This window comes from Janibacter sp. RAF52 (genome assembly GCF_052114035.1).
Taxonomy (GTDB): domain Bacteria; phylum Actinomycetota; class Actinomycetes; order Actinomycetales; family Dermatophilaceae; genus Janibacter; species Janibacter hoylei.
Map to the genome: position 1 here is coordinate 210,024 of NZ_JBFRDY010000006.1, position 12,578 is coordinate 222,601.

Genomic DNA, 12,578 nt, shown 5'->3' on the forward strand with positions numbered 1-12,578 from the left:
CGTGTTTGGCCCCGGTCAGCTCTCGACGCCGCCCAGACGCACGCTGAAGCGCACCCGCGTGCCGTGAGGCTCGGCGTCGTCCCAGCGGATCTGCCCGCCCAGGTCGTGCACCATCGAGGTGACGATGCGCGTGCCGAGGCCGGCCCGGCTGGGCCGAAAGCCCGTCGGGAGCCCCCGGCCGTCGTCGACCACGGTGACGCGCAGGATGTCGCCCTCGTCGTCCTCGGTCGTGCGCTGGGCGTCGACGTGGATCGAGCCGCCCTCGGGGATGCCGTGCTCGACCGCATTTTGCACCAGCTCGGAGAGGATCAGCCCCACCGCCGTCGCGTCCTCGGCCCGCACGAGCCCGAAGGATCCGGTCAACTGGGAGTCGATGGCGCCGCTCGTGCGGGCCACTTCGACGATCGCGCGCAGACCGCGCACGGCGACGTCGTCGAAGTCGAGGGCTTCGGCGAAACCCGTGCTCAGCGCCTCGTAGATCATCGCGATGACCCCGACGCGACGCTCCGCCTCGCCGAGCGCGGTCCGGGCCGAGGTATCAGGCACCCGGCGCCCCTGCATCCGCAGGAGCGCCGCGACGGTCTGCAGGTTGTTCTTCACCCGGTGGTGGATCTCCCGGATCGTCTGGTCCTTCGTCATCAGCTCGGCGCCGCGGCGCAGCAGCTCCGAGACGTCGCGAACGAGGACGATCGCGCCGTGCCGGGTCCGACCGCGGTACAGCGGCACCGCGCGCAACGAGATCGCGGCACCCCGGGTCTCCAGGTCGGAGCGCCACGCGGCGCGGCCCATGGCGACGAGGGCCAACCCCTCGTCCATGTGGCTCGTCTGGCCGGGCAGGTCGCTCATCACCTGGACGAGGACCTCCCCCTCCACCGGCCCCGGGTGGCCCAGCTGACGGATCGCGCTCAGCGCATTGGGCGAGGCATACTCCACGCGTCCCGCCTCGTCCAGCCGGATCACCCCGTCACCGACCCGAGGGGCCCCGCGCCGTGCGCCGCTCGGGGAGGTCGCATGGGGCCAGGTGCCCTCCGCGACCATGAGGAAGAGATCGTCGCCCATCTCCGCGTAGGCCTCTTCGAGGCGGGTCTGCGGCCGACCACTGTCGAGCTGGTCGTGGACGCTGAGGATGCCGATCGTGCGGCCGGCCCGCCGGACCGTGCGCGCCCGCTCGTGGATGAGGTCCTGGCCCCGCTCCCGCACGTGCTCGCTCTGCCCCTCTTGGGCCGCCCGGTCCACGAGGTCGCCGAAGACATTGCTCGCCGGTTGCCCGACGACCTCCTCGACGAAGACCATCGGGCCGGTCATGGGGCGGGTGTGCGCCGCGGCGACCCACCCCCCTTCGTGCTCGACCCACAGGACGAGGTCGCTGAAGGACAGGTCGGCGAGCAGGTGCCAGTCCTCCACGAGCAGGTGGAGCCACTCGGCGTCCTCGGCCTCGAGGCCCGGGGTGATGCGCAAGAAGTCGGCAAGTGTCCGCACGTCGCGATCCTAGTGACGCAGCTCCCCGGGCCCGCCCCGGGTCAGCGGGTGACGGACCGCAGGGTCCGCAGCGCCACCGACAGTGCGGCCACCCCCGGCGAGGACAGCTGTCGGATCCCGCCGAGCTGGGTCTGGACCCGCTCGGCGGCCTCGTCGKGGGGGGGCGCCCCCGCCGGTCGTCGCGCAGGGCGCCTCGAGCCATGGCATCCCACTGCTCCTCGCGCGGCAGGCGGGTGACGAGGATGAGCAGCTCGTCGATGCCGAAGGTCTCGGACAGCAGGTAGTAGGTCTCGGCGACCTCGAGGGTCGTCCGGCCGCTCTGCTGCGCCATGTCGACGATGTCGAGGACCGAGTAGAGGTCGAGCAGGATCGCGGTGCGCCGGGCCAGGTCAGTCGGCACACCCGAGTCGACGAGGTCCTGCGTCTTGCGCACGAGGCGCTCGGCCTGCGAGCCCCGCAGCAGCTGCGGGATCTGCAGCGCGAGCTCGGCGACCGGTGCGCTGAAGTGGTCGATCTCCTCCGAGACGTTGAGCCGGCCCGGACGGTTGGCGAGGAACCACCGCACGCCACGGTCCATCAGCCGCCGCAGCTCGAGGTAGAGACGGGTCTGCACGCGCGTGGGCACGACGTTGTCGAGCGCCTCGACGCGGGCGACGTAGTCGTCCAGACCGAAGACCTCACGGCAGACGAGGAAGGCCCTGGCCACCTGCGCCGACGTAGCGGAGGTCTCCTCGACCGCCCGCTGGACGAAGGTGATCCCGCCCCGGTTGACGAGGTCGTTGGCCACAGCGGTCGTGACGATCTCCCGACGAAGGGGGTGGGCCCGCAGCGCCTCGCCGTACGTCCCGCGCAACGGCGTCGGGAAGTACTCGGTCAGCTGCCGCTCCGTGGCCGGGTCGTCGGGCAGGTCGGACTCGAGGAGGTCGGCCTTGAGCGCGAGCTTGCTGTAGGCGAGCAGCACGGACAGCTCGGGAGACGAGAGCCCCTCCCCTGCCGCCAGGCGGTCGTGCACTTGCGCGCTGCTCGGGAGGAACTCGAGCTCGCGGTCGAGGTCACCGCGACGCACGAGGGTCTCCATGAGGCGCTCGTGGACGACGAGCATCGCCCCGTCCTGCGCCCGGGCATTGCCGAGCAACACGTTTTGCTCGTAGTTGTCGCGCAGCACCTGCTCGGCGACCTCGTCCGTCATCGAGGCGAGCAGCTCGACCCGGTCGGCCTCGTCGAGGATCCCCCGACGGATCGCCTCACCGAGCAGGATCTTGATGTTGACCTCACGGTCGGAGGTGTCGACACCGGCCGAGTTGTCGACGGCGTCGGTGTTGATGCGCACCCCGGCCTTGGCCGCCTCGATACGCCCCCGCTGGGTGGCGCCGAGGTTGCCGCCCTCGCCCATGACCCGGGCACGCACCTGGCGTCCGTCGACCCGGATGGCGTCGTTGGCGCGGTCGCCCACATCGGTGTGCGACTCGCTCGTCGCCTTGACGTAGGTGCCGATGCCGCCGTTCCACAGCAGGTCCACCGGGGCCTGGAGGACGAGGTGGATCAGCTCGTTGGGGGTGAGCGAGGTCGGCCCGTCGAGGCCGAGTGCGGCCGCGGCCTGCTCGCTCACCGGGATCGACTTGGCGCTGCGTGACCACACGCCACCGCCCTCGCTGATGAGCGAGCGGTCGTAGTCGTCCCACGTGCTGCGGGGCAGCTCGAAGAGGCGCCGGCGCTCGGTAAAGGACGCGGCCGCGTCGGGCTGGGGGTCGATGAAGACGTGCAGGTGGTTGAAGGCCGCGACGAGCCGGATGTGCTCGGAGAGCAGCATGCCGTTGCCGAAGACGTCGCCGCTCATGTCACCGATGCCGACGACGGTGAACTCCTCGGTCTGGGTGTCGTGACCCAGCTCGCGGAAGTGGCGCTTGACCGACTCCCACGCGCCGCGGGCCGTGATGCCCATGCCCTTGTGGTCGTAGCCGACCGACCCACCCGAGGCGAAGGCGTCGTCGAGCCAGAAGCCGTACTCGCGGGCGATGGAGTTGGCCAGGTCCGAGAAGGTGGCCGTGCCCTTGTCCGCGGCGACGACGAGGTAGGAGTCGTCGCCGTCGTGCCGGACCACCCGGTCCGGCGGCACGATGGCACCGTCCACACGGTTGTCGGTCACGTCGAGCAGGCCGGAGATGAAGGCGCGGTAGGCCGAGCGCCCAGCCTCCATCCACGCCTCGCGGTCGACGGTGGGGTCGGGCAGCTGCTTGCCGAAGAAGCCACCCTTGCTGCCCGTGGGCACGATGACGGCGTTCTTGACCATCTGCGCCTTGACGAGGCCGAGCACCTCGGTGCGGAAGTCGTCGCGGCGGTCGCTCCACCGCAGGCCACCGCGGGCGACCGCACCGAAGCGCAGGTGGACCCCTTCGACCTGCGGGCTGTGCACCCAGATCTCGAAGGCGGGGTGCGGCTTGGGCATGCCCGGCACCTTGGCCGGCTCGAGCTTGAGCGAGATCCGCGGCAGCGGCTCGCCCTGCTCGTCACGGATGAAGTAGCTCGTGCGCAGCGTGGCCGCCATGACGCCGATGAAGGCGCGGATGATCCGGTCGTGCTCGAGCGAGGTCACCGCCTCGAGCGCCGTCTCGATCCGGGCGACGACCTCCTGCTCGGCGGCGGCGCGAGCGTCGTCGGCCAGGCCGTCGAAGCGCTCGGGGTCGAAGCGCACCTCGAAGAGCTCGACGAGGTCGCGGGCGATCTCGTGGTGGTCGACGAGCGCGGTCTCGAGGCTCGTCTGCCCCCAGCTGCCGCCCGCCTGCCGCAGGTAGCGCCCGATGGCGCGCAGCAGGGAGACCTGCCGCCACGTGAGGCCGGCCCGGATGACGAGCGCGTTGAAGCCGTCGGACTCAGTGCGCCCCGAGCGAACGGCCGTGACGGCCGACTCGACGAGGCCGCGCAGAGCCTCGTGCGAGTGCGCCTCCCACACGGCCGGGTCGTCGACGCGCAGGCTGATGTCGTAGACGCCCGCGCGGACGCCGTCGGCCCGGGTGAGGGTGTAGGGCTCCTCCTCGATGACCTGGACCCCGAGGTCACGGAAGATCGGCATGAGGTCGTCGAGGATGAGCTCCTCGATGCTGAAGAGCTTGAAGCGGCGGATCCGCGGGTCCTCACCGCCGCCGTGCCCGCGGCGGGGGTCGTAGAGGGCACAGGCGAAGGGGGTGCCCTCGCCCAGCAGCACGAGGTTCTTCAGGTCCGCCACGGCCTGGGCCGCGTCGAAGTCGTCCTGGTAGTCGACGGGGAAGCCACCGGCCCACGGCTGCAGCAGCTGCTGGGCGACCTCGGCGCCGACGAGCTTGCCGGCGGTGCGCACGAGGCGCTCCTCCCACGTGAGGACGGCCTCGGCGATCGCCGCGTCGAGGGCGGTGGCGGCCTCGCCCTCGGGCAGCTCGACCCCGCGCGTGCCGCGCAGCACGTAGTAGAGCCGGGCCATCGGCTCGTCGGAGACGTGCGCGGTGAAGGACACCTCGTCGGCCCCCGTCGACTCGCGCAGGTGGTCCTCTATGCGGTGTCGCACGGCCGTCGTGTAGCGGTCACGGGGCAGGTAGACGATCGCGGTGACGAACTGCCCTCGGACATCACGGCGCAGGAAGGCCGCCGTGCGCATGCTGTACGCCATCTGCTGGATGCGTGTGACGACGGCGCGCAGGTGCTCGACGGGGGCCTGGAAGAGCTCGTCCCGCGGGAAGGACTCGAGCAGGCGGGTGGCGAAGGCGCCTGAGTGGCTGTCGCGGGCCCACCCGGACTCCGCGAGGATCCGGTCGACCTTGTCCCGGATGAGCGGGATGGTGAGCACCGAGCTCGTGTAGGCCGTCGACGAGAACAGCCCGGCAATGCGGCGCTCGACGACCTGCCCCGCCTCGTCGGTGAACCTCACGGCGACGAGGTCGGGGTGGGTGACACGGTGCACGGGCAGGACTGCGTGCGACTTGCCGATCGAGAGGCAGCTGACGTCGGCGGTCTCGTGACCGAGTGCGCCGCCGAGCGGGGTGATGGCCTCGGCCGTCGAGTCGGAGCGCAGCATACCCAGGCCGCTGCCGGGGATCGCGGTCACTGAGCCGTCGTGCGAGGCGAGGTCGAGCACGTGGTCCCGCGAGCCGATGAAGGTGAAGTGGTCGTCGACCAGCCAGCGGAGGAACTCCGCGGACGCGGTCTGCTCCTGGACGTCGCCGGTGCCGCGGCCCTGCTCGAGCAGGGCCGCGGCGTCGAGCACCTGATCGCGCATGGCGGACCAGTCGTCGACCGCCGCAGCGACCGCGTCGACGACCTCGGCCACCCGCTCACGCAGCAGCGACAGGTCGCAGGGCTCGGCCAGCTCGACGCGGATCCAGGACTCGTGGAGCACGCCGGCCTCGTCGTGCCCGGTGCGGGGGTCCTCGTCGAGGACCTCGAGGAGCGCGCCGTCGGCGTCCCGCCGGACGACGAAGAGGGGGTGGACGAGCAGGGAGACCCGGATCCCCTCGGACGCGAGCTGGCCGAGCACCGAGTCGACGAGGAAGGGGCGGTCCGCCGTGACGACGTGCAGGGCCCCGTCGACGACCTCGACGATCGTCTCCTGCGGGGCTTTCGTCGCGGCGACCTCGCGGTGGGTCGTCGCCAGCGCGACGAGGTCGTGGGCACTGCGCTCGCGCAGCGCCACCTCGTCGGCGTGTCGCAGGTACCGCTCGACGAAGGCCGGGTCGACGCCGGCCGCGGTGGCGGCGGCAGCAAGCTCTCCGGCGATGCCGGGGGCGTTGTCGGTGACGGAGTGGGCAGGCAGCTGGGCCATGGGTGGGGCGTCCTCGATCTGCGTCGCAACTGGTCATCGGGACCTCGCTGTCCCGATGGTCGGAGCCTAGCGCTCATGATCTACCTCACGTGACCGGCCCGATGCTCGTCGGGGCGACGTCTGTGGACGACGCCCGCGGCCGACGAGAGGGCGCGGCTAGGCTGTCCGGACCATGCCCCCTTCGCACCCTCGACCGGAGGACCTCACGGCTCTCGGCACCGCCCTGTCGGCCGCGGCCGAGTCCGCGGCCACCGGGGGCGAGGCCCTGCTCGACACGATGGTCTCGGTCGGCGACCACGCCACCCAGACGGCGGTCGACGCGTTGGTCGACGCCGCGATCGACACGCTGCGGGAGCTGTCCGCGTCCTGCCGCGAGATCTCCCTCTCCGTCTCCGGCCACGCGAGCCCGTCCGCGGTCTCTCGGTCCCACGTGACGACCCCGCGGGGCACAGCATGAACCACCCGCTCCTCGGCGACCCGGCCTCCGTCAGCGCGCTCGGTGCGACCCTGCGCCGCACCGCCCTGGAGCTGACCGCCCACGCCGACCGGGTGCGCGCCACCCTCGACGACGCCTCTCCCGGGTGGACGGGGCCGCGCGCGGTCGCGACCCGGCAGCGTGTCGACCGGGTGGCGGCGTCCGCCGCGGCCAGCGCCGCGACCCTCGACGAGTGCGCGCGCTCGCTCCAGCAGTCGGCGGCCGAGCTGGCCGCGACGACGGCCGGCCTGCACGCCCTCGAGGAGGAGGCCGCGGCCGCGGGCCTGCAGGTCCGCGACGGCACCGTGCACCGTGCCTGGGGCATCACGGGCGTCGCCGATGCCGGCGGCGAGGCCGCGGGCGCCGATCGGAGGGAGGAGCTGCAGGGTCGGGTGCACCAGCTCGTCTCGGGGTTGGGCAGCGACCGGGCTCGGCTCGCCGCGGACTGCCGGCGCGCGGCGCACGAGCTGGCCCTGGCGGCCGCTGCGCTGCGCACGTGACCACCCGCTTCCCGCGCTAGCGTGTGCCCATGAAGATCACCCGCAGCGCGACCCTGCCCGCCGGAGTCGACGAGGCCTTTGCCGTCATCCGCACCGAGGACTACCAGCTCGCCAAGGTGCGCGCGCAGGTCCCCGACGCGACGGCCACCGTCGCCGATGCTCCGGGCGGCGGGGCCAACGTGCACTGCGAGCGCAGGCTGCCGACCGCCGGCATGCCCGGGCCGGTCGTCTCCATGGTCGGCGACACCCTCACGGTGTCCGAGCAGCAGCACTGGCGCCCCGCTGCCGATGACGGGTCGCGCACGGCGGACCTCGAGATCTCCGTGGCCGGCGTGCCGGTCAGCCTCGTCGGCACGATCACCCTCGCCCCGGAGGCCGGCGCCTCCCGGCTGTCCGTGGCCGCTGACCTCACCTGCTCGATCCCGCTCCTCGGCCGCAAGATCGAGGCGGCCAGCAAGCCGGCGATCGAGCAGTCGATCGACGACGAGATCGCCGAGCTGACCACGCGCCTGTCCTGACGCCCCGGCCCCTGCCGACCAGGGCGCGTCCACGTGTCAGACGAGCGCGGACAGCTCCGTGACGTCGTACCAGAGCAGGTCGTCGTAGCCGGACCCGACCTCGCCGGCGCTCTCCTCGACATGGAAGGAGGCGACGTCGGTGACCGGCACGTGCAGCAGCCCGGCGAGCGCGGCGTCCGTGCCACTCCCCCTCGCCTGGTCGACGTCCGCCGAGGCGATGACGCGTCGTCCGGCGCCGAGCGCACGGGCTGCGTCGAGCGCCTGGCACATGGCCTCGAACTCGAGGTCCTCCTCGTCCGCGGCGGGGTCGAGCGCGCGCACCTCGTCGGTGACGGCGTAGCCGGTGCGCTCCGGCAGCATCCCGTCCGCGGCGACCTGTGTCAGGTCGGACTCGAGCAGCGGCAGGTAGACCCGCACGTCAGGCCCTCCGGGTGCGCCGGGCCGAGCGCAGCTCGGCGAGGGAGTCCTCGATGGCCTGCGCGAGCAGGTCGAGGTCGGCCATGGAGTCGCGGTCGCCGGTGAGCCCGTAGTAGACCCGCCCGTCGTAGGAGGTCAGGCCGATCGACAGGCCCTGACCGCGCCCGAGCGGCATGACGGGGTAGGTCTCGACGAGCTGGCTGCCCTCGACCTGCAGCTGCTGCTGGGGGCCGGGCACGTTGGTGATGACGAGGTTGGACAGGCGTCGTGACATCACGCTGCTGAGCCGGGCGCCCAGGGTGTGGAGGGTCGGTGGGGCGAAGCCGGCGATCGACGCGAGGGAGGTCGCGCCCATGCCCTCTGCCGATGCCGACTCGATCTGCTGACGCATGGCGAAGGCGATCTGGTGCAGTCGCATCGACGGGGTGTTTTCCCCGATCGGCAGGTCGATGAAGCAGGCGGTCATCGCGGCGTCCGTCAGCGGGTCACCGGAGCCGTCGACGATGCTCACCGGCACCATGACCCGCAGCGTCGACGCGCTCGTCACCGGGAGGCCACGGGTCTGCATCCACGTGCGCAGCGCCCCGGTGACCGTCGCGAGGATGACGTCGTTGATCGTCACGTCGTCGACGTACTTGCCGCGGGTCAGCCGCGACCGGATCTGGCGGTAGTCGTCGAGGTCGGTGTCGACCATGACGTAGCGGCGGGCGGCGCCGACGTGGGCGTTGAGGGGAGAGTCGGGTGCTGGCCGGGTACCGACCTTCGCCAGGGTCGAGACGACCCGAACGGCCGTCTCGGAGGCGCGCCGGCCGGTCGCCGAGATGTCCCGCAGCCCGGCGCCGACGGTGGTGACGACGCGCGCCGGGTTGAGCAAGGAGCCGAGCATGGCGTCGGTGAGCAGCCGGAGGCTGGAGGGTTCCGGCCGCGGGGCGACCGTGCTGTCGTCGGCGGGCACCGCGGCGGGGTCCATGAGCAGGTGGGCCAGATCGACGGCGTGGATGCCGTCGACCATGGCCTGGTGTGCCTTGGTGACGACGGCGAAGCGCCCACCCTCCAGGCCCTCGACGAAGTACGCCTCCCACAGGGGGCGGTCCCGGTCGAGCGGACGAGCCATGATGCGGGCGACGAAGTCCTCGAGGTCCGACCGCGCCCCGGGCGTGGGCAGCGCCGACCGGCGCACGTGGTAGGCGAGGTCGAACTGCGCGTCGTCGACCCACACCGGGTTGTCCAGCCGCCCGGGCACTTCGCGGATGCGCTGCCGGTAGCGCCCGTGGCGCGCGACGCGGTCGCCCACCACCGAGACGAAGCGGTCGTAGTCGAAGCCCTCGGCCGGCGGGTCGAAGACCATGACCGAGCCGACGTGCATGGGCAGGGTCGGCTCCTCGACGTAGAGGAAGGCCGCGTCCAGGTTGCCGAGTCTGTTCACCACGAGGTCATCGTGGCACGACCCGGCGAAGGGAGCACCCCTGCCGGCGCTGTGATGACGACCGTCACGATGAGCGACGTCGCAGCAGACGCCGACCGCCTGCACGTCGCTCCTGCGGCACGGGTGCGCCGGCGATCCGGCTGGCCAGGTCGGCGATCGCCGACCGCAGCGGGCTGTCCGGTGCACACTCCGCCAGGGTCTGCCCGGCCAGGACCGCCGTGTCGGTCGCGGCAGGGTCGTCGGGCAGGAAGGTGATGGACTCGAGGCCGGCGAACCGGGCGAGCGACTCGGCGACCCGGCGTTCCGGGTCGGGCCCGACCGACGACGCGCGCAGCCGGTTGACCACCGGCCGGGGCGTCGGCGAGGGGACCTGCCCCACGGTCTGCGCGGCGCGCACCATGCGCTGCAGGCCGATGGGGTCCGCCGCCCCGACGAGGAGGAGGTCATCCGCCTCGGCCAGACCGGTCAGCGTCGCCGCGTTGCGACGGGGGGCCAGCGTGTCGTAGCTGAGCTCCTCGTCGTCCTCGATGGCGAAGCCGAGGTCGAGCACGACGAAGGGGGCGAGCGAGCGCGCCAGCTCGATGATCTGCTGCACGGCGGCGGGTCGTACCTCGGTCCAGCGGCTGGGGGTGGGCAGGCCGGTGAGGACGCGGAAGCGGGGTGCGACCTCGAGGGCCAGCCGGGCCAGGGCGTGCAGGTCGAGCGTGCCGAGCTCTGAGGCCCGCGCTGCCGCGGCCAGCCCCGGCGCCTCGTCCAGGACGCTGAGCAGCTGCGCCGTCGCGGCACCGTAGGTGTCGAGGTCGAGCAGGACAGCGGCTCCTCCCGCCATCGCGATCTCGCTCGCGAGGTTGGCGGCCAGGGTCGTGCGCCCCGGCGCCCCGGTGGGACCCCAGACGGCGACGACCCGACCGCGCGTCGGTGCGACCGGCGGTGGCGGCGTGGCCTCGGTGACGGGCTCGATCGGTGCGGTCGGCGGGTCCTCGTCGCCCCAGGGCACCTCCGTGCCGAAGGGGACCGCCCCCGTCGACGCAGCCGTGAGCACGTCGAGCAGGTCGGTCGCCGGCGTGCCGACGTGCACGTGGCGACCGATGCCGAGCTGGCGCAGCCGACGCTCCTGCGCCTCGTCCCCGTCGGCACTCGCGCCGACGACGAGCACCCCGTGCGCGGCGAGGTGGGTGAGCGCATCCCGGTCGAGGCCGCGCAGGTCGGCGGAGACCAGTGCCACGTCGCCCAGCCCGGCCGCTGCCGCTGCGAGCAGGTCGGCGAGGTCGACGCAGCGGCGCCCGACGGTGATGCCCGGCAGCCGGTCGACGACCTCGACCATGCGCCCCTCCCAGCCGTGGTCGAGCGCGGTGAGCACGACAGCGGCCATCAGTCCTGCTTCTCCGGGCTGCCCGCCTCGACGACGAGCTTGATCGGGCGCTTCGAGTCGTCGAGGGAGAGGATCTGCGGCACCTGGTCCTTGGGGATGACGAGGATGGCCGCCGCGGTCGACCCCGAGCTGATGACCCCACCCGAGCTCTTCGGGAGGGAGTGCACGGGCACTCCCTCGGCGACGACCTCGTAGGGGGTGTCCTCGTCGGTGCGACGGCCGTCCTCATCACGCTCCGGTGCGGCCGGCGCGAGCACGGTCACCGTCGAGCCCTTCGTCAGGTTGCTGAGCGAGACGGGGTCGACCCGCACCGGCACGCGCTGCACGTCGAGGTCGGCCGCGTTGACGACCGCCGCGCGCGGCAGCAGCTCGCCGGGGCCGAGAGCACGGTCGACGACCGCGCCCACCGGGATCTGCTGGCTCGTGGGGATGTAGCCGGACGAGGCGTCACCCAGCTGGACGTCGACCCGCTGGAGGTCCCCCTCCTCGATCGGCTCCCCCGGTGTGAGCGTCGTGCTGGCGGCCCAGACGCCGATGCGATCGTCCGCCGCCCGGAAGGCCAGGGCCCCGATGACGACGGACAGCAGGACGAGCAGGACGCCGATGATCAGGCGCGCGTCCTTCCACGACGGCTTGGTCAGCCGCCGGGCGGACGGGGTGGGCAGAGTGGTCACGGCGCTCCTGACGTGTCGACGGCGCTCTCGCAGACGATCATGCACGGAGGTAGCCCCCTTCGCCCGTCGACCGTCCACAGGCTCCGTCCCGCCGGTCGGGGAGGAGACGGCCCGGTGGCAGACTGGTCCCATGGCCCGCAGATTCGTCCCGCTCACCGAGGTCGCCGAGGTCCTCGGCGTCTCGGCTGCGCAGACCTATGCGCTCGTCCGCAGCGGTGAGCTGCCCGCGATCAAGGTGGGCGGCCGTGGTCAGTGGCGCGTCGAGGTGGCCGAGCTCGACGCCTACATCGAGCGGATGTACGCGCAGACGCGCGAGTTCGTCCAGCGCGGGGGCACCGAGGGCTGAGCGCCGCTCACGCCGAGGCGACGAGCGCGACGGCGGCGAAGGGGACGACCCGCTCGCCGGTGACGTTGTGCGGGCGCCGCGGCGCATCGAGCGGGTGCTCGGCGATGCCGAAGGCATCGGCCCCCACCCTGTCGATCGTCCCGTGCACGAGGCCGCCGTCGACGTCCGTGACCGCCACGGCCCGACGGTCGCGGCTGATCCCCCGCAGCGCTGACCCCAACCCGAAGCGGCGGGCCCGGGTGTCGTCCCGCGGCCGGCCCAGGCCCGAGACCCCGAGCACCGCCGGGGTCGGCACGACGAGCTGACGGCCCGTCTCCTCGACGACGAGCAGCCACCCGTCACCGCAGTCCTCGAGGACCCCACGAGCCGTCACACCACCGCGCACCCGCACGACGACCCGGGACCCGACGGCACCGGCGAGCTGCTCCCCCAGCGTGATCTTCGACCGCTCCGTGCGGGTCCGCTCGGCCACCTCGGCGTCGAGCTCGAGGCGGGTCTGGGCAGCGAGCTGTGCCTCGAGGTCGTCGAAGAGCCGGTCCCAGCGCATGGACCCAATTTAGGCCGTCCGCCGACGAGATGACC

Annotated in this window: 10 protein-coding genes and 2 pseudogenes; 4 read left to right on the forward strand and 8 right to left on the reverse strand. The window is 72.8% G+C overall.

Going from position 1 to position 12,578, the window contains the following annotated elements; all coding sequences use genetic code 11:
* Positions 1-15 precede the first annotated feature (15 nt).
* The 3 genes and pseudogenes from AB4Y78_RS10350 to AB4Y78_RS10360 all read right to left on the reverse strand — a co-directional run.
* Positions 16-960: a sensor histidine kinase gene (locus tag AB4Y78_RS10350; protein ID WP_441713569.1), complete on the reverse strand. Its 945-nt coding sequence runs from the start codon at positions 958-960 to the stop codon at positions 16-18.
* Between the two features lie 159 nt (positions 961-1,119).
* Positions 1,120-1,479 (reverse strand): annotated as a pseudogene (locus tag AB4Y78_RS10355) (histidine kinase N-terminal domain-containing protein); the annotation flags it as partial.
* Between the two features lie 235 nt (positions 1,480-1,714).
* A pseudogene (locus AB4Y78_RS10360) lies at positions 1,715-6,268 on the reverse strand (NAD-glutamate dehydrogenase); the annotation flags it as partial.
* A 172-nt stretch (positions 6,269-6,440) separates the two neighbouring features.
* On the opposite strand from AB4Y78_RS10360, the gene AB4Y78_RS10365 reads away from it, so the two are divergent.
* Genes AB4Y78_RS10365 through AB4Y78_RS10375 form a run of 3 tightly spaced genes read left to right on the forward strand, consistent with a single transcriptional unit; the run spans position 6,441 to position 7,761 of the window.
* A complete protein-coding gene (locus tag AB4Y78_RS10365) occupies positions 6,441-6,725 on the forward strand; it encodes a hypothetical protein (protein WP_441713442.1) in 285 nt (94 codons plus the stop codon).
* Entirely contained in the window at positions 6,722-7,243 is a 522-nt protein-coding gene (locus AB4Y78_RS10370; protein WP_441713441.1) for a WXG100 family type VII secretion target, read from the forward strand. The genes AB4Y78_RS10365 and AB4Y78_RS10370 overlap by 4 nt, the downstream gene beginning before the upstream one ends.
* Before the next feature lie 29 nt (positions 7,244-7,272).
* The gene (locus AB4Y78_RS10375; protein WP_007928825.1) at positions 7,273-7,761 is read left to right on the forward strand and encodes a DUF2505 domain-containing protein; all 489 of its coding nucleotides are present in this window, start codon (positions 7,273-7,275) and stop codon (positions 7,759-7,761) included.
* 36 nt (positions 7,762-7,797) lie between these two features.
* Here the strand turns inward: AB4Y78_RS10375 and AB4Y78_RS10380 are convergent, their stop codons facing one another.
* The 4 genes from AB4Y78_RS10380 to AB4Y78_RS10395 form a co-directional block, all read right to left on the reverse strand.
* Positions 7,798-8,178, reverse strand: coding sequence for a DUF6912 family protein (locus tag AB4Y78_RS10380; RefSeq protein ID WP_441713440.1), 381 nt, complete (start codon positions 8,176-8,178; stop codon positions 7,798-7,800).
* A 1-nt stretch (position 8,179) separates the two neighbouring features.
* Positions 8,180-9,607, reverse strand: coding sequence for a WS/DGAT/MGAT family O-acyltransferase (locus AB4Y78_RS10385; protein WP_040881532.1), 1,428 nt, complete (start codon positions 9,605-9,607; stop codon positions 8,180-8,182).
* 61 nt (positions 9,608-9,668) lie between these two features.
* The gene (locus AB4Y78_RS10390) at positions 9,669-10,976 is read right to left on the reverse strand and encodes an AAA family ATPase (RefSeq protein ID WP_441713439.1); all 1,308 of its coding nucleotides are present in this window, start codon (positions 10,974-10,976) and stop codon (positions 9,669-9,671) included.
* Positions 10,976-11,650 (reverse strand): SAF domain-containing protein, encoded by a 675-nt coding sequence (locus tag AB4Y78_RS10395; protein ID WP_007928846.1) that lies wholly within the window; start codon positions 11,648-11,650, stop codon positions 10,976-10,978. Before AB4Y78_RS10395 ends, AB4Y78_RS10390 begins: the two co-directional genes overlap by 1 nt.
* 130 nt (positions 11,651-11,780) lie before the next feature.
* Between AB4Y78_RS10395 and AB4Y78_RS10400 the strand changes: the two genes are divergently transcribed.
* On the forward strand, positions 11,781-11,996 hold the full coding sequence (locus AB4Y78_RS10400) for a helix-turn-helix domain-containing protein (protein WP_007928848.1): 216 nt from the start codon (positions 11,781-11,783) through the stop codon (positions 11,994-11,996).
* Positions 11,997-12,003: 7 nt separating this feature from the next.
* Here the strand turns inward: AB4Y78_RS10400 and AB4Y78_RS10405 are convergent, their stop codons facing one another.
* The gene (locus tag AB4Y78_RS10405; protein ID WP_007928851.1) at positions 12,004-12,543 is read right to left on the reverse strand and encodes a hypothetical protein; all 540 of its coding nucleotides are present in this window, start codon (positions 12,541-12,543) and stop codon (positions 12,004-12,006) included.
* Between the last annotated feature and the right edge of the window lie 35 nt (positions 12,544-12,578).